Below are 21,630 nucleotides of genomic sequence, written 5' to 3'. Positions count from 1 at the left end.
GTAAACTCCGGTGCATGCCGAATCTCGACGATCTACCCAACGATGTCGCTGCACTGAAGGCCATGGTGGCTCAGGCTCGCGCGTCGGCAATCGAAAGGGAACTCGAGATCGAGCAACTGCGCCGCGAGATCGCCGAGAGCGATCTCGAGATTGCACGGCTGAAACTCCTAATCGACAAGCTCAAGCGAATGCACTTCGGCCGCAAGTCAGAGAAGCTCGCCCGAGAGATCGAGGGGCTTGAATTGCGGCTCGAGGATTTGAGCGCCGGGAGCGGCGTCGCCGACGTGCAGCATGCGAAGGTCCGGCGAGAAAAGCCAGCGACAGGTGGCGAGTCGGCGGCCCGGGAGCCGCTGCCGCCACATCTGCCGCGTGAAGACCGCGTGCTCAACCGGATTCGATCTGCCCCGAGTGCGACGGCGCCACGCAGAGCCTCGGCGAGGACGTCTCCGAACAGCTCGCCCGCGTCGCGGCGACGTTCCAGGTGATTCGCACGATCCGGCACAAGATGGTCTGTCCCAGCTGTGGCCACATCGAGCAGCCGTCGATGCCGGGGTTGCCGATCGAGCGTAGCATCGCCCTGCTTCGCCGTCACTTCATCAAGGGCCGTGATCGACCCTGAAGGAACACTGGGGTTATTGAATTGGTCGCCGCACAGTAAGTAGACCTCCGAACGGATTCGCGTGACGTGGAGCGTAGGTTATGGCCGATCGACCGGCAATCATCGGTCAGACGGTTGTATCGAGCATACGGCACACTTTCAGCATGTCGACAATTGCTTCGGCGGCGTCCCCCTGATGGAACCGAGGTGATGCCTTGCAGCGTGCACTGCATCTCCTCAGCGAGAACATCTAGCACGTACCTGCCGCAATCACGATCGAGCTGGCTCATGGCAGTTCAGCATCCATTGCACACCAAAGCGATCCGTCAGTTTTCCGTAGTAGCCCCCCCACGGTTGCATGCCGAGTGCAGTCGTCACGAGACCGCCTGAACTCAACGCACTGAACAACTGATCGGTCGATTGCCTGCTGTCCATCGCCAGATGATGCGCGGACCCTCGCATCGGCTCTGCGTCATCGTTGTCCGAAGCATAGAAGACGACGCCATCCCCTTCGAACTTGGCGTGCATGACCTTCCCGCGCATTGCCTCGCTCGTGGCGGGCATCCAGTCTGCGCCGTACCGCACCATCTCTACAATCTGACCAAGACCACATGCCTCGTAGAAGCGCAGTGCCTCCTCGCAGGCGTCGGTAAAGAATAGGTAATTTGAAAGCAGCATCAAGCACTCCTTGTAGAAGGCCAAGCTCCCCGAGTCAGCCTACGAGTTGCGCATTGGTCAACGCCACACCGCCAATTCCCCAGGTGCCGTCCACCGCGTGAACCACGTTCACCCAGATGCGCTCCTTGGGCTGTTTCTCGCCCGACATCAAATGGATGATCTCCGTGGCCTCTTCGATATATCCCAATTGAATCTCGCGGGTGTTGAACGCAAATGATGGAACTTTCCACTCGATGAATACAACGGCAGCCTCCTTCGATCCGGAGAACGTGTGCTCTTTTGGCACGACGTTGATTGATCCGACGATGTTCGGCGTGATGGCCGAATTCCCCGTCAGTCCGTGCCACTTGAGCATGGCATCGGAAAGCCGGGCGAAAGCTAGCGTCTCCTGGCCCTTTGGGAGAACGCCTTCAGTAAGAGTGAGGGTGAGCGGCATGAGATGTCTCGAGTCCGAGGGTTGCGGCGTCATACGCGATTTCTCCCGTCAATCGAGTTTCGCGTAACGACCGTGATGCAAAGATAGATAACGAACGTTATCCCGTCAACTACAATGTGATCTTGGAGATAAGAGGATTTCAATGTCACGAGCTGAACAGAAGGCGCACACGCGTCAGCGCATTCTTGAGGGATCAGGACGGGCGTTTCGCAAGGGTGGATACGCAGGAACAGGAGTTGACGCTCTGGCCAAAGAGGCGGGTGTCACGTCTGGCGCCTTCTACGTCCACTTCGACTCCAAGGGCGAGGCTTTCCGTGAATCGCTGAGGCAAGGAATGGACGATTTGCGACGAGGCATCCTTTACTTCCAATCAGAGCATAGGCGTGCCTGGTGGCCGGAGTTTGTGCGGTTCTATCTCAACGCAAAGCGAACCTGCGATCTGTCGGAAGGCTGCACTCTGCAGACGTTCCCGACTGAGGTGGCACGCTCCGACCAGGAGTCGCGCGCTGCCTTCGAAGTGGCACTGCGCGAAGTTGCACAGGCTATCGTAGACGGCCCCGCCTCGCCACGCGCCCCCCGGAATCTCGAAGCCGCGTGTTCAGCTTTGGCTTCCCTAGTCGGCGCGGTGACACTCGCACGTGCGGTTGGAAACCCGACGTTTGCAGATCAGATTGCGAATGCGGCCGAGTCGGTGCTGCTGGGCCCAGTTCCACCCAGGTAACTTTGCCTCCCGAAAGCTACCTCTCGTGAATGCCCGTAACTGGCCGAGCTGAGTCAGACGATCTGACGTTGTCTGTTTGGTCCAGTCCAGCCTTATACATCTGATTGCCAGGTAAATCTGGATAGATCGTGCCCGTGATCAACGATCGTGGGCACGAGCTAACGTGATCCACACGGAATTCTCCAACCTCTCACATCATGCTCCACGCGCGCGTGAATCGGAGACCGGCCGCGCCGAGCCGCTTACGCTTCTAGCAAATTGAGCGCAAGCCAATCGAACGCAGAGGCAGCGTCGGTGGATATCGTGTGAATGCGTGATGCTGGTCAATGGCAGTCAAGGCAGCTGGCGCCAGAGAGAATCAGAATGGCGCCAGCGGGTCGGTTTCAGGCGGGCATCGGCTCGCGGCCGAAGGCTTCGAGTTCGCGCGCCAGTGACTGCGCGGCCAGTTCAACCAGTGCGCGGCCTTTTTCGCGCGTGGCCAGGCCGGGATCGGAACCGATGCGTCCGTCAGGGAAGCGGGCGCGGAAGTCGAGTGCTTCGCGGATCGGGCCGGTGTTGGCGATCGGCGGCGCGTAGTCTGCCGACTTGATCGAATCGGGGAAGGCCCACTGTGTAATCGCAATCTCGGACGGGGTGGCATGCGTGCCGTGGCCCGTCGGGAACTGGTCCCGCGCCAGTTCGCCCACGCCTTCAAGATCCCACCAGTTGCAAAGCTTCAGCGCGAAGCCCGCACGGCGACGCGCGAAGCTGGCTTCGGCATAAAGCTCGGAGAACGCAGCATCGATCGATGAGATATTGCCGCCGTGACCATTGAGGAACAGGATTTTCTCGAAACCGTGTGTCACCAGCGAGCGGGTCCAGTCGCCGATCGCGGCAATGAATGTGGACGGGCGCAGCGAGATGGTGCCAGGAAAGCCAAGGTGATGCTGTGCCATGCCGATATTGAACGTGGGTCCCACAAGGATATCGGCGGATTTTTCGGCTTCACGCGCGATGATCTCGGGACACAGCCAGTCCGTGCCAAGCAGTCCGGTAGGGCCGTGCTGTTCATTGGAGCCGATCGGCACGACGATCGTGCGGCTGCGCATGAGGAACTGCTCGATTTCGGACCAGGTAGAAAGATGTAGAAGCATGACGACTCCTTGTTACGGCTTTGCGGGTAGCTTGTTGGCGAGAATGATCAGTGCGGCGATGATCGGCAGCGTGGCCAGGATCAGCATACCGAGGTGAAGGTTGCCGGTGGCCGTCTTGGCCCATCCGATGATGGCCGGGCCCCAGAAGCCGCCTGAAAGCCCGATCGTGTTGATCAGTGCGATGCCGCCGGCTGCCCCGGGGCCCTTGATGTATTCGGAGGGCATGGCCCAGAACACCGTGTAGGTCATCCACAGTGCGCAGGTACCGAGCGTGAGCAGCACCAGCGATGCGGCGAGATTGCCGTCGACGAGGGTGGACGCGGCCAGCAGCAGGCCCCCGATGGTTGCGGGCACCGCACTATGGAAACGGCGTTCGCCCGCCCGGTCGGACCGGCGCCCCATGTAGTACATGCCGAACGCCGCCGCAATATAGGGCAGGGCCGAGTACCAGCCGAGTTGTACGGTGTCGCCCACGCCCTGCGCCTTGATGAGGGTCGGCAGCCAGAAGCTGATGGCATAGATGGCGGCGATAATGCAGAAGTACGCGAAGGCCAGCACATAGACCCGGACGTCACGTGCCACGGCCAGGAAAGAGTGATTGTGTCCCGTCGTGGATCCGATCTCGCTGGCGAGCAGGCGCTTTTCCCGCTCGGTCAGCCACGCCGCATCGGCCGGCCGGTTCGGTACGAAGAACAGTGCGAGCACGCCGAGCAGGATACAGGGCAGGCCCTCGACCAGAAACATCCATTGCCAGCCGGCCAGTCCGCCGGCGCCCGACAGCGCGGTGATCAGCCACGCTGATACCGGCCCACCGACAATGCCGCCGAGCGGGCCGGCAAGAAACACAACGGCGATGGCGCGCGCCATGCGCTGCGGGCCATACCAGCACGAGAGGTAGTAGATCATGCCCGGTGCAAAGCCCGCTTCGAAGATGCCGAGCACGAAGCGCATCGCGTAGAACATCGGCACGTTACGCACGAACAGCATGCAGGCCGAGGTAATGCCCCACAGCACCAGGATGCGGCTGAAGGTCTTGCGCGCGCCGATGCGCGGCAACATCAGGTTACTTGGTATCTCGAACAGTACGTAGCCGATGAAGAAGATCCCGGCGCCCACGCCGTACGCGGCATCGGAGAAACCGAGGTCGCCTTGCATCTGGAGCTTTGCAAAGCCGATGTTGACGCGATCGAGGTAGGCGAACAGGTAGCAGCTCAGCAGGAACGGCAGCAGCCGCCAGTTGATCTTGCTGTAGAGATTTGAGGTGTCGCCTACCGCACTTTCGTTCGGGATTGCCAGCATGCCTGTCTCCAATGTCGTACGTGGTACCGCGTTGATGCATCGGATAGTGGCAGCGCAAGGCGCAATCACCAACAGCAACCATGTGCACACTTCGTTGCCCGCAGGGCAACGCATCTGGTAGGGTGTGTGAATCTGTCCATAGGGACGGTAATCACCGGGTGGATGGATTCGACATGCGTGAAATCAATCAGCAGCGGCTGCGTTACTTCCGCGCAGTGCTCGAGCAAGGGACCATCCGCGGCGCCGCCGAGAGTCTGAACACATCGCCGTCGGTGATTACCCGGCAGATCCGGCTGCTCGAGGACGAACTTGGCGCGACGCTGTTCGAGCGCCAAGCGCGCGGCGTGAGGCCGACCGAAGCCGCCGCGCACCTGCTCGAGTTCTGGCGCGGCTACCGCTCGCATCAGGAGCGGCTCGAGGATCAGCTCCACGCGCTCAAGGGCCTGAAGCAGGGGCAGGTCCAACTGGTCCTGAGCGAGGGCTATGTGGATGCGCTGGTCAACGAGGTGCTGGCGCCATTCTGTGCGCAGTACCCGCTGCTCGAAATCGGAATGGAGATCCTCGGCGTGGATCAGGTGCTAGAAGCCGTGGCGGAAAGCCGCGCGCACATCGGGCTTGCCTTCAACCCGCCGCCGCACCCGCGTATCGAGTATCTGGCGAGTTCGTCGCAGGCGGTCGGGCTGCTGGTGCGGTCCGACCATCCGCTAGCATTGCGCGGCGGCGCGGCCAGCGTCGAGGACATGTTGTCGTGGCCGCTGGCCATGATGCCAGCATCGTTCGGTGTCGGACATGCGGCCAAGATGCTCGAATTCGCCGAGAACATTACGATACGGCCGACGCTGGTCACCAATTCGCTAACGGCGCTCAAGCAGTTCGTCGCTTACGAAAACTACATGACGCTGATCGGCGGCGAATTCGCGGCGTATCGGGAGATCGCCGCCGGCACGCTCACGGTGGTGCCGATCGATCATCCGCTCTTCAAGGGCACCCAGGCGCGATTGCTCGCGAAGGCAGGGCGGCCGTTACCGGCGGCCGCCCTCAAGCTCCTTGAACATATTCTGCGGGACATGCCGATGTTCGCACAGGGCGGAGAGTAGACGAATAAACGGACAGGTCATCGCCCAGTCGGTTCAGATGTCGATAGGTGATCGACCGGTCCTTGTCCACCGCTGCAAGCCGCTCGCCGGATTGAAGCAGGATGGGTTGCAGATGCTCTGTCATGTCTGGCAGCGTCGTTTTTTTCACCTTCGATCCGTCGGCGATATCGGCGCCGGAGATGGAGCCGGCGGGGCAGGTCAATGCTTGATGGCACATTTTTCAGCTTGACTGCGGGTATGCTTGCGTTGAATATTTATCCGATCGGATAAATATTCAACGATGGAGGAGAACGGACTTGAGCGAATCTGATCGATCGATCGCTGCTGGGCGCACGTGCTGCGCTCCTCGGCGTGAGAATTCATGCGAAGGTGTCGCGGCGTCGGTGTCCGAACCCGATCGGCTCGTGCATCCCGCGCCGGCCAATGTTCGTCTCCCGGGAGAGAACATCGTCGAGTTCGACGGCGGGACCAGCTGGGTGGGCACCGATGCGCCGGTCATCAAGGCGGATGGCGAGGCGCCGCGCCGAAAGGTGCATCTGAAGCCGTTTGGTATCGAACGGTACGCGGTGACGAACGAGCGATTCGCCGAGTTCGTGTTGGCGACCGGCTATCGCACGGATGCCGAGCGATTCGGATGGAGCTACGTGTTCGACGCTTTTCTCGAGCCCGACTGCATCGCCGAGGCGCCGGCAAACGTACCCTGGTGGCGGTCGGTGCCGGGGGCGTACTGGGCTGCCCCCGAAGGGCCGCTTTCGTCGCTTGACGGGCGCGGCATGCATCCCGTCATCCATATTTCCTGGAACGATGCGACGGCGTTTGCGCGGTGGTGCGGAGGGCGATTGCCGACCGAGGCCGAATGGGAGCATGCGGCGCGTGGCGGTGCCGATGCCCGACGTTTTCCGTGGGGAGACGAGGAACCGGCGGAAGACGCGCTCTGCTGCAACATCTGGCAAGGCCGCTTTCCCGATCGGTATAGCGGAGGCGACAGAACCTTCGGAACGGTGCGGGTCGATGCGTTTGCGGCGAATCCGGCGGGCCTCTACAACTGTAGTGGCAATGTCTGGGAGTGGTGTGTCGATCCGTTTCGCGTCAGATCGTTGTCGAGCGCCGGCAAGGCGAGAGATCGGCAGGCCGTCTCGGATCGGGAGTGCACGCTGAAAGGCGGCTCATACCTCTGTCATCGAAGCTATTGCTATCGCTATCGGATCGCGGCCCGAACCGGGCGGTCAAGGGATACCTCCGCCGGGCACACGGGATTTCGCGTGGCTTATGATCTGACGCCGAAGTAAGGCCGGGCCCGACGGATTTCTGTCGGGCTCGACGGCTGGTCATTAGCGAAAGACGAACGCCAGGACGGCTTCGCAATGGGCTTCCACGGCCTTGTCCCGCAGCGCGTTGATGCCGTGCGCGTATTTGATTTCAGCGGTCAGCAGATACGGGATCTGCGCGATCGCGGTGATCATGTACAGGAGCGTGACGGGATCGATCTTTTCGAGCCCCTTCGTCTGCGCGCTCACATGCTCGATCAGCGGAATGGTGAGGTCGTGGCGTGGGCGAATGAACGTCTGTGCCATCCATTTCAATCGTTCGGAATCACGATTGGCTTCCTGCATCATCAGGCGTGCGTGCTCCGGATACTTCGCGCAATACCGGACGTAGTTCCGGATGTACTCCTTCACGACATCGAGAGAGATTCGCCCTACATCCGACCCGGGTGGCTTCGCCTCTTCCATGAAGCGGTCGAAGAGGAAGGTCACGCTTTCCCGCCACAGATTGTCCTTGCTGCCGAAGTAGTAACGAATCATCGCGTGATTGACGCCGGCCGCGTCGGCGATATCGCGCACGCTCACCGCATCGAAGCCGCGAGTCGAAAACTGCTCGAGTGCAATGGCCAGAATTTCTGCTCGTGTCTGCTCGCTTCGTTCCTGCTGAGCCTGTCTGACAATCTGCATCGCAACGTTTCCTGAGTCGAGTCATCCGGATTGTGCCTTTCGTTCGAAGGGTTCGCAACGCCGTCCCGTGTCCGCATGAATGGCGGGGCGCATCGTCGGCCTCGCTCGGCGATGCACGCGACCGATGTCGGGGAAAGTCCCAGTGTCCACGGATCGCATTGCGCTTGACGAGGGGGCAGGCGTATCTATAAATTATCCAAGTGGATAGTTATTCAATGAAACGAGCTCTCATGACGCCTGTCGACCCTGATGCCGGTATCGAATTTTCGAATGCGGTGCTTCAATCCTCCTTATCCTCGCCGATGGCGGCGCTTGCCGATCCTGACGAACGCGCCCGGGAAGTCGAAGCCCGCATGACGGACGACGAGCGGTTTTCGATGTTGTACAGCCTGATGGTGCGCATTTTCGGCACGAACGCGCGCGAATCGCGCGTGCCGGCGCACGTCCCCGACATCGCGGGATACGTTCATGGCGTGCCGCGACTCGGAATTCCGCCGCTGCTTCTTGCCGATACCAGTCTGGGCTTGCGGGCGACCCATGACGCGAACGAGACGGCCACCGCGCTGCCGGCGGGCCTGGCGCTCGGGGCGACGTTCGATCCGATGCTGGCCACCGCGGCGGGTACGCTGATCGGCAAGGAAATGCGCGAGCGCGGCTTCAACGTCGCACTCGGCTGCGGCATCAATCTGGTGCGCGAGGTGCGCAACGGCAGGAATTTCGAATACCTGTCGGAAGACCCGCTCCTGTCGGGAAAGCTCGGTGCAGGCATGGTGTCCGGTACGCAGGCCGAGGGGGTCATCGCGTTGGTGAAACACGTCTCGCTCAACGCGAGCGAAACGAACAAGTTCTTTCTGGATGCGATCATCGACCCGGCCGCCCATCGGGAAAGCGATCTTCTCGCGTTCCAGATCGCGATCGAGACCGGTCGGCCCGGCGCGTTGATGGGCGCATACAATCTCGTCAACGGCGAATATGCGTGCGGCAACAAGCAGATCATTCAGGACACCATAAAGGACGCGATGGGGTTCGAAGGGTGGGTGATGTCGGACTGGCGCGCGGTCAATAGCTGGGATTACGCGCTCAAGGGCCTGGATCAGCATTCCGGTGCCCAGCTCGATGAATGCGAGTGGTTCAACGAACCATTGCGCAGGGCCTTCGACGAAGGTCGCATCCCCCGGAAACGGATCAGCGAGATGGTGCAACGCATGTTGCGTTCGTACTTTGCAGTGGGCATCGACCGGCCGTCCGCCGCGGAGCCGGTCGATGCGGACGCACATAACGACGTTGCGCTGGAGATTGCCCGTAAAGGCATCGTCTTGTTGCAGAACCGCGATGCGATGTTGCCACTCGGCCGGAATGTGCGGCGGATAGCGCTGATCGGCGGCTTCGCGCAGGCCGGTGTCCTGTCGGGATCCGGTTCGAGCCAGGTTCGGCCGCGCGGCGGCTACACGGCGGAGATTCCGTTCAGAAGTCACCCGTTGCTCGGCGCGACCTCGATGTGTTTTTTCGGGCCATCGCCACTCGCGCAACTGCGTGCGCGCCTGCCGGGCGCGACGATCGATTTCGACAGCGGTGCGCATATTGCCGATGCGGTGGCGCTGGCTGAAAAGGCCGACGTCGTGATCGTGAACGCGATTCGACACGAGGGCGAGCGCTTCGATTGCCCCGACATGACGTTGCCGTATGGTCAGGATGACCTGATCGAAGCCGTGGCGCGAGTGAATCCGAATGTCGTCGTCGTACTGCAGACCGGCAACCCGATCGCGATGCCGTGGCGAGACAAGGTGCGGGCCATCGTCCAGGCCTGGTTCCCGGGGCAAGCCGGTGCACAGGCAATTGCCGAAGTGTTGACCGGCGAGGTCAATCCTTCGGGGCGTCTGCCCGTCACGTTCCCCGTCAGCGTCGATCAAACACCGCATCCGCGGTTGCCCGGGGCGGATGTGGAACTCGGCACGCCGATTCAGGTGCGTTATCACGAGGGCGCCGAAGTCGGTTATCGCTGGTTCGCGCAGCGAGGCGACACGCCGATGTTCGCGTTCGGTCACGGGATGAGCTATACGGACTTTGCGTACGGCGATTTTGCGGTGAGCGGCGGCGACACGGTAACGGCGAGCTTTACCGTCACCAATACCGGCCCGCGAGACGGGGACGATGTTCCGCAGCTTTATCTCACGCATGCGGCCGAAGCGACGCGGATGCGTCTGCTCGGTTTCGAGCGCGTCTGGTTGCGTGCGGGCGCGTCGGTCAGGGTGAGCATGGTCGCGGATCCGCGCTTGCTCGGTTGTTTCGATGCGACATCAGGGCGGTGGCGAATCCTTGAAGGCGACTATCGGATCGTGCTCGCTCGCTCGGCTGCAGATCACGTCGTCAATGCGACGGTTCGGCTCGCGCATCGTGAATTCGGCAGGTAAGTAACCGGCGGATCGGCTGGCGCTGTTTCGGTACGGGCGCGCTCGCGTACCGCGCATGGCCGATGGGCGGGGAATTTTCGCATCAGCAATTTATCCGGTCGAATGATTCAGGGTGGTTTTTGCCCAATCGGCTGCAATGGAGACACCATGGACGAACTCGTGCTTGCGGGGGCCGGCAGGCGCTCCCGCGGACATCTCGGCATTACCCTGACCCTGGCCTTTATCGGCGTCTGGCTTGCATTGATACCGTATCCGATGATGATCCTGCCGATGCTGGCCGAGCGCATCGCGCCGTTGGACAAGGCGAACGTGCTTGCCCGGGCGATCGGCGTCGGCGCGATCGTCGGATCGATTGCGCAACCGATCTTCGGGTTGCTGAGCGATCACACGCGCGCCCGCTGGGGCATGCGCAAACCGTGGATCTTCGGTGGCGCGGTGGCCGGTCTGGGCGCCATGGCGATCCTGGCAACGGCTCAATCGCCGGCTCAGCTTGCGCTGGGATGGGCGCTGATGGCGCTGTCGTTCAATGCGACCTTGAGCGGGCTCAATGCGATTCTCCCGGATCAGGTGCCGCCCGCCCGGCTCGGATTCTTTTCGTCGATCGTCGGATTCACACCGCCGATCGGCATTCTGCTGGGCGTGTGGATCGTGCGGCAACTGGCGCCCGATCTCGTGTCCGTCGCGATGTTGCAAGGTGCGATCGCGTTTACCGCCATCACGTGTTTTGTCGTGTTTGCGAATGACCGGAGACTCGAGGAAGGTCATTTCAAGCGGCTGCAATGGAAACGGCTGGCGGCATGTTTCTGGACGAATCCGGTCAAGCATCCCGATTTCGCCATCGCGTGGCTATCGCGTGCGTTGGTGCTGTTCGGCGTGAGTTGCCTGCAACACTATCTGATGTTCTATTTGCGCGACCGGATCGGCCTGTCGCAACAGGAAACGCCGCACGCGATGTTCATGTGCCTGTTGGTCGCCACGGCGGCGATGACGGTCAGCGCGTTGCTGTTCGGGCGACTGTCGGACCGCCTGCAACGCCGGAAGGTATTCGTCTTCGTGGCAGGGGTGGGGATGGCACTCGGTCTGCTGGCCTTGCTGGCCTGCACGACGCTCGCGCAACTGCTGGGCGTGATCGTGTGGATCGGTCTGGCGCAGGGCGCGTATCTGGCCGTCGATCTGGCGTTGGTGACCGAAGTGCTGCCCGATCCCGATACCGCGGCCAAGGACATGGGCGTGTTCCACCTCGCAAACGTGCTGCCGCAATTCGTGCTGTCGCTTTTCGTGACATGGCTGACATTGCCCGGGGGTGCGATCCGTTACGACACCTTGTTCGTAACGGCGAGTTGCGCGACGGCGCTCGGTGCGCTCGTCATCACCTTCATCAAAGCGGTTCGTTGACATCGAACGTCTCTTTACCATCGGATTTGAAATGACCAAGCAGCCCAATTTCGTCGTCATTGTCGCGGATCAGCTACGTGCCGATTGCGTGCACGCAGTGCATCCGTCAACCCAGGTCCGGACACCGAATCTGGACCGGCTCGCAGCCGACGGCGTGGCCTTTACGCAAGCGTTCGGACAGCACAGCGTGTGTTCCCCGTCGCGCGTGTCGTTCCTGTCGGGCCGCTATCCGCATGTGGGCGGTCATCGGACGCTCGGCCACTTGCTCGGTCCGAATGAACCCAATTTTCTGCGCGTCTTCAAGGAAAGCGGCTACCACGTCGCGATGGCGGGCGGCCGTGGCGACTCGTTTGCCGCCGGTGCGACTGAGTTGTCGATGCATGAGCACGGCTTCCTGCCCGAAGAAACGCGGCGCAGCGCCGGCGAATTTCTGCGGAGCAAGACGCAGGGTGATCCGAGCGATCCGATGGTCCGCGCGTTCTATCGCGGGCAGCGCACGCAGGATCAGGCGAACGTCGAATATGACGAAGTGGTGGTCAAGACAGCGGAGCACTGGCTCAAGTCTCCGCCGCGGGAACCCTGGGTGCTGTATGTCCCGCTGTTTGCCCCGCATCCTCCGTTCGAGGCGGAAGAACCGTGGTTCTCGATGTACGACCGCGAGACGGTGCCCGAACGTGTCGCCGGAAGCGGGCGCATGCCGGCCTACGTCGACGCGCTCACGAAAGCGCATGGCTGGGATCACATGACCGACGCGCAGTGGCGGGAATTGCGTGCCGTGTATTACGGGATGGTGTCGAGGCTTGACCATCACGTCGGGCGGATCGTGGATGCGGCCAGGCAGGCGACAGAGCCGGAGCGGCTGATCACCACCTTCTTCTCCGATCACGGCGAATATTTGGGCGATTTCGGCCTCGCCGAAAAGTGGCCGTCCGGTGTGCACGAATGTCTGCTGAGAAACCCGCTGATCGTGTCGGGCGTGTCGGCGCCCGGTGTGGCCGGCACCGTTTCCGACGCGTTGGTGGAAATGATCGACGTGTTTCCCACGTTGCTGGATCTGGCGGGTCTCGAGGCCACACACGCGCACTACGGGCGCAGCTTCGTGCAGTGCCTGCGCGAGACCGGTGCGGCGCATCGCGACAAGGTGTTCAGCGAAGGAGGATTTCTCGTCAGGGAAGCCGATCATTTCGAGAATGCCGGCTTCCCGTACGACATCAAGGGCACGCAGCAAAGGGAGCATCCCGAGTCGGTCGGAAAAGTGGCGGTCGTTCGCACGCTTGAATGGACTTACGTGTGGCGATTGTACGAAGGTCCGGAACTGTATCGACGGACGACCGATCCGAACGAGACGACGAATCTGGCCGGTATGCCGGAATACGCCGAGATCGAGGCCGATATGCTCGCATCCTTGTTGCGTTGGCAGGTCGAGACAGCGGATGTGCTGCCGGCCGGGAAAGGCGCCCGATTCCCGGTCGTCGATTTGCCGCGTCCCGGAGAGTGGCTCGAACAGCAGGAACGTTGACGGCGCTCAGGTCGCGGAGTTGTCGAAACCGACAACTCGGCGACCTGATTTCCAGGTCGGGCGGTGGCATTGGTCACGCAGTTTTCCGATTGAATTTTCATAATAATTACTTAACAGAACTAATTATTAAATGGAGGGGACAGTGCGGAAAGGAGCTGTAGCGGTGATCGCCATGGTGATCTCGGGATATACGTATGCGCAGTCGAGCGTGACGCTGTTCGGAACGGTCGGGGGAGGCGTGCGTTGGACCGACGGGGTACAAGGTGGGCATCAGATCGGGTTCGACAGCAATTCCATCTCGGGCAACTCGTTCGGCATCCGCGGGGTGGAAGACTTGGGCGCGGGATGGCGTGCGATCTTCATGTTGCAGAGTGGCTTCATTACTGGCACGGGCGGCACGAAAACGTCGAGTACTTTTTTCTCTCAGCGCTCCTATGTCGGGCTGGAGGGGGGATTCGGCCGGCTGATGCTGGGGCGTCAACTCAACGCAGCGGAAGACATTGGGGTTCAGCTCGACCCGAATGAGGCCAACGGGCCTTCGTTGGCCACCGTGCCGGGCATTGTGTGGGGCGGCAACTTCTTCACGCTGGACGCGCGCTTCAACAATACGATCAAGTATGTCGGGCGTAACGGCGGATTCACGTTGCGGGCGAGCTATTCGCCAGGCGGGGTGGCCGGCAATACGCGGGCCGGGACCAACTTCGCCGTCGGCACCAGCTATCAGTTTCGGACGCTTCTACTGGCAGCTGCGTATCAGAAGACCTACAACGCCAGTGCCTCGCAACGCGCGGAGACGGCGATGGGCGGCGCAACGTGGCAACTGGGGCCGACCCGGATGTATTTGAGCTACAGCGCACTGAAGGTTTCCGCGGCGACCGCGGCCGGCGCGGAACGGCGCGATCATATTCCGTCGATCGGGCTCGTATATCGAGTAACGCCCACGTTGCAGTTCACCGGTGCGACCTATTACGACATCGCCAGCAACCTGAAAAATGTCGCTGGCGCCGACGGCCGAAAAATGACGACGTATGCAATGGTCGAATATTTTCTGTCGAAGCGCTCCGAACTCTATGTTGAATTTGACCGAAACGGGTTTTCCGGTGCTTACAAGAAAGATCCCACGAACGTATCGGCGTTGAATCTTCGTCCGGACGGCCGCGCGGTGACCGGTGTTTCGATCGGGATGATCACGCAATTCTAGATACACATTCGATGGCAAGGTCGTGCTCGAACACGAAGCACGACCGGCGCATCGACTCTACGGGGAGGATGTATGCATGTTCGAGTGATGGTGTGCCGGGCCGCTGTGGCAATGGCACTGACGGTGCTGGCCGCGAGCGCGGCGGCGCAGGAGCGGCAGGCGGAACCGGCGCTTTCGTCAATGCCCGCGGCGGCGCCCTCCAAGGCGCAGAAGGCGGCGGATCGCCAATTGAGAAAGCGCGTTGCGCGCGCGCTCGGGCGAGCGAAGCGACTCGATGCGAGTCGCTTGTTGATCTTCGTGCGCGGCGATGTCGTGACGCTTTCCGGCGATGTAGCGGATTCGGAACAGAGCGCGTTGGCTATCGGTACCGCGCAGCGCGTGCCGGGCGTCGGCGAGGTACGCAACCAGCTTCGTATCCGTACACGAAACTGATAAGCAGCGAGCCGATCGCATGAAGAATGAGCGTTAATCCAGGAGTGAAATGAGCGAATCATGAAAGCAATTCTTGTGATGTACGACAGCCTCAATCGGCACATGCTCCCGCCTTATGGCAACGAGTGGGTCAAGGCGCCGAATTTCCAGCGGCTTGCCGAGCGGAGCGCTACGTTCGACAACTGCTATATCGGCAGCATGGCGTGCATCCCTGCCCGCAGGGAATTGCATACGGGGCGCTACAACTTCCTGCATCGAAGCTGGGGGCCGCTCGAGCCGTTCGACGATTCGATGCCGAACATGCTTCGACGCGAGGGCATCCATACGCATTTGGCCAGCGATCATCCGCACTATTGGGAAGATGGCGGTGCGACTTATCACACGCGCTACAGCAGTTGGGAGTTCTTTCGAGGGCAGGAAGGCGACCCGTGGAAGGGGCAAATCCGGCGGCCGCCGATTCCAGCACGGCTCAAGGGGGCGCTGAACGAGAAGGCCGCGCGACAAGACTTCGTCAACCGCCAGTACTATCCGACCGAAGATCTCCATCCGCAAACGCTGACGTTCGACGCAGGCGAGGCGTTCATCCGGGAAAATCACGATGCGGATTCGTGGTTGCTGCAGATCGAGACTTTCGATCCGCATGAACCGTTCGCCAGTTTTCCGAAGTATCGCGATCTTTATCCTCGAACGAATACGGACGCGCATTTCGACTGGCCGCCATACGGTCCGGTATCCGGCAACGAAACCGACGACGACATTCGACACGCGCGATCCGAATATGCCGCGCTGGTATCCATGTGCGATCACTCGTTGGGGCGGATTCTCGACCTGATGGATGAACTGAATCTGTGGCAGGACACGATGCTCATCGTGTGCACGGACCATGGCTACATGCTCGGCGAACACGGTTGGTGGGCCAAGACGGCGCAACCCTGGTTCGACGAGCTCGCGCATACGCCGCTTTTCATCTGGGACCCGCGTTCCCGCCGTGCAGGCGTTCGACGCCAGTCGCTCGTGCAGATGATCGACATCGCGCCGACGCTGCTCGATTTCTTTGGCGTGCAAGCGACACCGCGCATGCAGGGCGTGGCGCTCGGCAAAACCATCGACGAGGATCTGCCGGTTCGGGAGGCGGCGCTGTTCGGCATGCATGGCGAACACGTCAACGTGACGGACGGGCGCTACGTATATATGCGGTCAGGGCCGGACCCGGACCGCAACGCGCCGGTGTATGAATACACGTTGATGCCCACGCACATGCGCGAGATGTTCAGCGTCGACGAACTGCAGGCTATCGAGCTGGCGGCGCCGTTTCCGTTTTCACAGGGCGTGAGCATGATGAAGATCGCGAGCCGGCCTATCGGTTATTCGTATCGTGCCGGCACGCTGTTGTTCGACTTGCAGGCGGATCCCGGGCAGGCCCATCCGTTGTACGACGATGCCGTGGAGCAGCGCATGGCGACACTCGCTCGTGATCTGATGCGTGCCAGCGACGCACCGGACGAGCAGTATGAACGTTTGGGTTTGCCGGCCGCGGGCCCGATCGAGCGCGATCAACTGCTCGCCCGTGCCCACGCGGATCGATCGGAGGCGCTACGTCTGCATCTGGCCGCGCGTGCGCAAGTGATGCGCGCTGAAGTGGAGCACCGGCGCGTTCGCGCCGAAGCATTGCCGGACCATTGAGCCGCATGTGAAGGCTTTGCCGTCCGCAAGAAAGCGCGGCGGCAAGGCGCAAGGCACGGTCGCACGTCGTGGCCCGGCGTGGAATGCGAAAAACCCGCGAAGGCTTCACGGCCTTCGCGGGTTTTGTTTTTTCGTGCGGCAGCGCTTGGCTCCGCCGACTGGCGCGGAACCGCACGCGTCATCCGGCCGTCAGCGCGCGAAATCCGACGTGCTCTGGATGAACGTGTTCAGCTTCGAGATGTTGACGCTGCCGAAGCCCGTCGTCGCGTCCCAGCCGGCCTTTGCCTTGTAGCCGTACGTCCCGCTGCCGTTGTTGCCGGACGTCACGTCGTGCAGCAGGGCCGCGTTGGTCGGGAAGTACTTGTAGATGCTCGACGCCGGGAAGCCGAGCGCGTTGTTGTTGGCCGATTGCAGCCGCGCCCAGATGCCGGTGAAGATCGGCGCGGCGAGACTCGTGCCGCCTTCGTTGTTCAGGTAGCCCGAACCCCACAGCGTGTCGGACGTCTGGCCGTTCACCACGAGGATCGCGCCGGTGCGCAGGTCGGCGTCGAAGCCGACGTCCGGCAGCGCGCGCTTGGTCGACCCGGTGAGGCTCGACGATTGCCACGACGGCGCGGCTTCGTACTTGCTGTAGCCGCCGCCCGTCGACCACACGGTGCCTGCCTGCCAGCTCGGATCGTTCCACACGATTTCGCTGTTGTACGCGTTGGTCGACGTATTGGTGAACAGCGTCGTGCCGCCCACCGCGATTACGTAAGGCGACGTCGCGGGTTCGCTCACCGTGTAGGTCGAGCGCGACGGCGTGCCGCTCGCGCATTCGTATGCGCCGTGGTCGCCGGCCGACACGGAAAAGGTCTGCCCCTGCGCGACGGCCTGCTTGAAGATGGTGTCGTCGGTCGCCTGGGAGCCGGTGCTGTACGAGGACGATTCGCACACGCCGAGCGACACGTTGATGACCTTCGCGACGTTGTCGCTCACCGCCTTGTTGTACGCGGCGGTGATCGCCGTGAGCGTCATCGACGGCGCGACGTAGAACACGACCTGTTTCACGCTGCCGCCGGCGGCGCCGACGATCGACTGGCTGTCGAGGTTCCATTCGACGGTGCCGGATGTATCGGTGTACGAACTGCCTGACGGCCCTGTCTGAACGACGCTGCTGCTGATCGTGCCGAGGCCGTTGTTCGCGGCGAACGTGTTGAGGTCGCTGACCGTCTGCGACAGATCGCCTTCGGAGATGATGCCGACCGTGGTTTGCGAGGCCGTCGGCGTACCGTCGCCGCCATAAAGCGACGAGAACTCGGTCGGGTTGTGCGGCACCGCGGATGCGCCCGCCGGGATCGTCAGGTTGCTGGTGTTGCCTTGCGGCTTGCTGCCCGCGCCGGTATGCATGAGCTCGACGTTCTGCAGGCCGAGCACGGCGCCGACGATGCCGCCGATCGCGTTCGGCACCTGCGCGGCGTCGGTGTTCGCATAGACGCTGCGGCCGTTACGCGTGAAGCGCTTGAGCGTCGTGCGGAAGGCCGACTTGATCGTTGCCGCGGTGCCGGATGCGGACACGAGCAGGCGGTTCGGCGCGACCACGATGTTGACGAAGCCGGCCTTGCGCAGGTGCGCGACGACGGAGGCGACCTGCTGGTCGGTCGGCGCGTATTGCGCGGCGAACTGCGCCGGCGTGAGGAACTGCTTGTAGTGCGGCGAGCCGGGCGTATGCAGGTCGCGCAGGTATTGATCGAGTTGCGCTTCGTTGCGCAGGTTCAGCCCGAGCACGATGTCCACCGATTCGCCGGGCGCCATCTCGGTGGCAGCCGCCGCAGCGGCCGCGGTGCTGGCCGCCGGTGCGCCGGTGGTACTGCTGCTTTCACCCTGCTGGACGAGCGGCAGGAATCCCTTGGTGCGCGTTTCCGTCCAGCCGGCGGCCGGTGCGGCATGGACGGCCGTCATGCCGAACGAAGCGGCTGCCGCGGCGGCGAAGGCGAGCTTGACGATGCGGATGTGCTTTTGTTTCTTGTCTGCAACGTGATTCATTTTGAATTACCCCTCCGGTTGAACATCGAACGGCATGAACAACAACAGTTGACAGCGGCGCGGATCGTGTGCCGCCGATATCCGCCGCGCTCGCGTGGATGGCGCGGACGCGACGGGGCCTTTCGCCCGATCCGGAAAGGTGGTGACCTCCGGGAGCGAAATGCTGGAATGCCAGGTAGTGATGGTGCTGCGCCGCGTTGCGGGCGGCCGCGCCAGCGGGCTTGATGCGGGCGGGATGGCTAGAGCAATAGTTTCGGTGTCCTGCTCATTCGGTTCGGTCCTTCGGCCCGCTGCCGGACGGCAGCTGCCCAATGAAATGCATCGGGATGTTGCATGCGCCGACGGAAGAGAGGTGGTCGGCGACGAGAACTTCTGTGCGGCGGAAGCGAAATGCGTCGAGCGGAATCGATTGCGTGGTTTGCAATGTGTCAGATTGCTTGCATCGGACGGTATCAAGAACGAAAGTTTGGTGTCAAACTTTTTCTGATTATATGAAACAAAATTAAATGAATTAAGCTGAAATGCTTTTGAAAAGATCGGGGGTGTTTTGTAATTTTCGAAACCCGATTTGGTTGTAATCGCAACTTAATCGGCCGGATCATTCGCGGTTCGAATCGTAATGGGCGAACCGTTGTCGAAGAAACATTCGAGTCGGCGGTGCCGGTCATCCGTCGCGCCATGCGCCGGGCGTCATGACGTCCGGCGCGGAACGCCGGATTCGAGTGCGATGCCGTTGCCATTGACGAACTTTGCCGGGCGAGCGCCTCGAACACTGGCATGCGCAGCGCGGTGCAATTGCCGACGAAACATCGGCCGGCTTACAGCGCGGCGTGGGCGTGAAACGCGCGGCGAAGGCTGCTGCACCGGCCGCCGCATCGAAGCGCGTGCCGCGCACGAAGAAGCCTGCGGCACGCTGAGCGTGCGCATCGGCCATCGGCCCACGGCACGCGCGATCAGTTCGGCTTGCGCTCCGGCGGGGCGGGACGCGTCTCGGCGGCAGGCATGCCGGCGGCATCGTCATCGTTTTCGGGCGCCACAGGTCGCGAACCTTCGTCATACGCGACGAGGCTGCGCTGCGGATTCGCGATCCGGATCCCGCGTTCGCGGAACATCACGGCGATCCGCCGATTGAACTCGCGCTGCACGCCCCAGCGTGCCGAGTCCTTGCACTGGATCTGGCCTGCCAGCGCGATCATCGCGCCGTCGACCTGGTCGATGCCCCAGTAGCTGAAATCCGACAGGATGCCGTCCTTGTAATTCGGGTCGTCGCGCAACGCGGCGCCGATCTCTTTCAGCGTCGCGATCGCGAGATCGATGTCCTGGCCGTAGGCGATGCTGACCTTCACGGCCGCGTTGCCGAGCCCGCGGTTCGTGTTGTTGACGGTCGTCACCGAGCTGAACGGGATCGTGTACAGCGACCCGTCGCCCGCGCGCAGCCGCACGGTGCGGATCGACAGGTATTCGACCGTGCCCGACACGCCGGCGAGCGTGACCCAGTCGCCCACCTGCATCGCGTTCTCCATCAGCAGGAAGATCCCGGTGATGAAATCCTGCACGAGCTTCTGCGAGCCGAAGCCGAGCGCGACGCCGAAGATGCTGGCGCCGGCGAGCAGCGGGCCGATGTTCACGCCGATTTCGCTGAGGCCCGTCAGCACGACGACGAGCGCGATCATGATGAACAGCAGCGAACGCAGCATCGGCAGCAGCGTGCGCAACCGCGCCGCGCGCACGAGGTTGCCTTCGCGCGTCCATAGCTGCAGGCGCCGCTCGATCGCGATGTTCGCGGCTTCCCATACGATCAGCGCGACGACGGCCGCGATCGCGATCGTGATCAGCGCCGACGCGAGCCGATGGCCGATCGTGCCGGTCCCGAACGCATGAAAGATCGGCACGCCCCAGGTCTGCAGCAGCAGCACGACGGTCACGACGGCGATCACTGCCGACACGATCTGGCGCATCAGCGGGTAGTAGCGGTACGCGTGCAGGTGGACGAGCGTGCGATCGTCGTCGCGGCGCTGGAACAGCCGCGCGAGCGCGCCGAACACGACGATCGACACGATCCGCATGCCGACCATCACGGCGATCGAGCGGCCGCCGAGCGTGATCAGCACGCGGTAGCCGTTGTGGACGTCGAGCGCCCACACGAACCACAACGCCATCACGACGAACACCGACACGGGCGCCCACGCGTCGGCGAGCGCGTTGCCGATCATCGCGAAGGCCGGCCGCTCCTCTCCGGCGGCGCGGATGCGCGCGGCGACCGGCTGGCGGCACTGCAGGATCAGCGCCGAGATCATCAGGTGGCCGACGAGTGCGACGGCCTTCAGCAGCGCGCCGTGACCGGCGTCGCTGAGGCCGAAGCTCCCGGCGATCTCGACCGCGGCGGTGCAGGCGCCGAGGACGATCACGATCCGCGCGATCGAGCGCTGCGCGAACGCGGCCCATGCATCGCTGATGTGCAGCAGCCGCAGCTGCGGCGCATCGGGCTGGAAGAACAGCCGGCTGACGATCGTCACGAGGCGGCAGATCACGTAGATGTCGATCAGCGATTCGAGCGCGATTTCGGTCGGCGTGCCGGCGTCGTCGAGCAACGACATCGTCAGGCTCGCGACGCCGACGAACACCAGCAGCGGCACGACCCGCAGCGCGAGGCTGATCAGCGCGCGCGGCATCCGGCGCAGCAGCGTGGTGTTGCGGCGCGCATGGCCGCGGCCTTTCGACGACGTATCGGGCGTGCCGGTGCCGTCCGCATTGGCGGCGGAGTCGACCGTCGATGCTGGCGGCGTGTCGTCGTCCGGCCCGGGCGGCTCGGATCCGGCTGGCTCGTCGTCGCCCAGGCGCGACGATTCGGCGCGACGCGCGCCCAGGGCGGCCAGTGCGCGCCGCAGCAGCCGCCTCGCGAACCATTCGACGACGAACGCGGGCACGAGCACGGCGAGGATGATCCAGATCGCGCGCGTGAGGTCCGCACGTGCGTCGGCGCGTACCAGCCGCTCGTGCCACCAGTTGCCCACCGAGCCGACATCGAGCAGCGAGCGCAGCGATTCGTA

General features: G+C 62.6%; 19 protein-coding genes. 12 read left to right on the top strand and 7 right to left on the bottom strand.

The genetic code is table 11. The annotated features are described in order from the left end of the window. Nucleotides 1-14: 14 nt before the first annotated feature. Complete coding sequence (locus F3J14_RS36165; RefSeq protein ID WP_348771982.1) at nt 15-485, top strand: transposase; 471 nt, start codon at nt 15-17, stop codon at nt 483-485. Next, entirely contained in the window at nt 398-619 is a 222-nt protein-coding gene (locus F3J14_RS35625) for an IS66 family transposase zinc-finger binding domain-containing protein (protein ID WP_348771983.1), read from the top strand. The genes F3J14_RS36165 and F3J14_RS35625 overlap by 88 nt, the downstream gene beginning before the upstream one ends. Before the next feature lie 249 nt (nt 620-868). Here F3J14_RS35625 and F3J14_RS10900 read toward each other — a convergent pair whose 3' ends face one another. Together F3J14_RS10900 and F3J14_RS10895 are read right to left on the bottom strand one after the other, a co-directional pair. Then, nucleotides 869-1,276, bottom strand: a complete 408-nt coding sequence (locus tag F3J14_RS10900; protein WP_166722982.1) for a VOC family protein — start codon at nt 1,274-1,276, stop codon at nt 869-871. A 34-nt stretch (nt 1,277-1,310) separates the two neighbouring features. Continuing rightward, nucleotides 1,311-1,712 (bottom strand): 4-oxalocrotonate tautomerase, encoded by a 402-nt coding sequence (locus F3J14_RS10895; RefSeq protein ID WP_166722981.1) that lies wholly within the window; start codon nt 1,710-1,712, stop codon nt 1,311-1,313. Nucleotides 1,713-1,854: 142 nt separating this feature from the next. Between F3J14_RS10895 and F3J14_RS10890 the strand changes: the two genes are divergently transcribed. Further along, nucleotides 1,855-2,433 carry a TetR/AcrR family transcriptional regulator gene (locus tag F3J14_RS10890; protein ID WP_166722980.1) on the top strand — a complete coding sequence of 193 codons (579 nt, stop codon included), beginning with the start codon at nt 1,855-1,857 and terminating at the stop codon, nt 2,431-2,433. 383 nt (nt 2,434-2,816) lie between these two features. On the opposite strand, the gene F3J14_RS10885 is transcribed toward F3J14_RS10890, so the two are convergent. Then, entirely contained in the window at nt 2,817-3,566 is a 750-nt protein-coding gene (locus tag F3J14_RS10885; RefSeq protein WP_166722979.1) for a creatininase family protein, read from the bottom strand. A gap of 12 nt (nt 3,567-3,578) precedes the next feature. Next, nucleotides 3,579-4,865, bottom strand: coding sequence for an MFS transporter (locus F3J14_RS10880; protein ID WP_166722978.1), 1,287 nt, complete (start codon nt 4,863-4,865; stop codon nt 3,579-3,581). A 173-nt stretch (nt 4,866-5,038) separates the two neighbouring features. Between F3J14_RS10880 and F3J14_RS10875 the strand changes: the two genes are divergently transcribed. Beyond that, nucleotides 5,039-5,962, top strand: coding sequence for a LysR family transcriptional regulator (locus tag F3J14_RS10875; RefSeq protein ID WP_166722977.1), 924 nt, complete (start codon nt 5,039-5,041; stop codon nt 5,960-5,962). A 296-nt stretch (nt 5,963-6,258) separates the two neighbouring features. Beyond that, complete coding sequence (locus tag F3J14_RS10870; protein ID WP_166722976.1) at nt 6,259-7,251, top strand: formylglycine-generating enzyme family protein; 993 nt, start codon at nt 6,259-6,261, stop codon at nt 7,249-7,251. Nucleotides 7,252-7,293: 42 nt separating this feature from the next. Here F3J14_RS10870 and F3J14_RS10865 read toward each other — a convergent pair whose 3' ends face one another. Then, nucleotides 7,294-7,914 carry a TetR family transcriptional regulator gene (locus F3J14_RS10865; protein WP_166722975.1) on the bottom strand — a complete coding sequence of 207 codons (621 nt, stop codon included), beginning with the start codon at nt 7,912-7,914 and terminating at the stop codon, nt 7,294-7,296. A 230-nt stretch (nt 7,915-8,144) separates the two neighbouring features. Between F3J14_RS10865 and F3J14_RS10860 the strand changes: the two genes are divergently transcribed. The 6 genes from F3J14_RS10860 (at nt 8,145) to F3J14_RS10835 (ending at nt 16,555) form a co-directional block, all read left to right on the top strand. After that, nucleotides 8,145-10,325 (top strand): glycoside hydrolase family 3 C-terminal domain-containing protein, encoded by a 2,181-nt coding sequence (locus tag F3J14_RS10860; protein WP_247682185.1) that lies wholly within the window; start codon nt 8,145-8,147, stop codon nt 10,323-10,325. A 147-nt stretch (nt 10,326-10,472) separates the two neighbouring features. Then, nucleotides 10,473-11,720: an MFS transporter gene (locus F3J14_RS10855; RefSeq protein WP_166722974.1), complete on the top strand. Its 1,248-nt coding sequence runs from the start codon at nt 10,473-10,475 to the stop codon at nt 11,718-11,720. Nucleotides 11,721-11,751: 31 nt separating this feature from the next. Next, nucleotides 11,752-13,239, top strand: coding sequence for a sulfatase-like hydrolase/transferase (locus tag F3J14_RS10850; RefSeq protein ID WP_166722973.1), 1,488 nt, complete (start codon nt 11,752-11,754; stop codon nt 13,237-13,239). A gap of 163 nt (nt 13,240-13,402) precedes the next feature. Then, entirely contained in the window at nt 13,403-14,440 is a 1,038-nt protein-coding gene (locus tag F3J14_RS10845) for a porin (protein ID WP_348771981.1), read from the top strand. A 111-nt stretch (nt 14,441-14,551) separates the two neighbouring features. Then, the gene (locus F3J14_RS10840; RefSeq protein ID WP_166722971.1) at nt 14,552-14,872 is read left to right on the top strand and encodes a BON domain-containing protein; all 321 of its coding nucleotides are present in this window, start codon (nt 14,552-14,554) and stop codon (nt 14,870-14,872) included. Between the two features lie 60 nt (nt 14,873-14,932). Further along, the gene (locus tag F3J14_RS10835; RefSeq protein WP_166722970.1) at nt 14,933-16,555 is read left to right on the top strand and encodes a sulfatase; all 1,623 of its coding nucleotides are present in this window, start codon (nt 14,933-14,935) and stop codon (nt 16,553-16,555) included. A 189-nt stretch (nt 16,556-16,744) separates the two neighbouring features. Here F3J14_RS10835 and F3J14_RS10830 read toward each other — a convergent pair whose 3' ends face one another. Then, nucleotides 16,745-18,580, bottom strand: coding sequence for a S53 family peptidase (locus F3J14_RS10830; protein WP_166722969.1), 1,836 nt, complete (start codon nt 18,578-18,580; stop codon nt 16,745-16,747). A 160-nt stretch (nt 18,581-18,740) separates the two neighbouring features. Between F3J14_RS10830 and F3J14_RS10825 the strand changes: the two genes are divergently transcribed. After that, nucleotides 18,741-19,067 carry a hypothetical protein gene (locus tag F3J14_RS10825; RefSeq protein WP_166722968.1) on the top strand — a complete coding sequence of 109 codons (327 nt, stop codon included), beginning with the start codon at nt 18,741-18,743 and terminating at the stop codon, nt 19,065-19,067. Nucleotides 19,068-19,533: 466 nt separating this feature from the next. Here the strand turns inward: F3J14_RS10825 and F3J14_RS10820 are convergent. Continuing rightward, nucleotides 19,534-21,630, bottom strand: a 2,097-nt coding sequence (locus F3J14_RS10820) for a mechanosensitive ion channel domain-containing protein (protein WP_166722967.1), incomplete at its 5' end; no start/stop codon positions are given.

Source organism: Burkholderia sp. Tr-862, from assembly GCF_011753085.1.
GTDB lineage: Bacteria > Pseudomonadota > Gammaproteobacteria > Burkholderiales > Burkholderiaceae > Burkholderia > Burkholderia ambifaria.
This window is presented reverse-complemented; position numbering and strand designations above follow the sequence as displayed.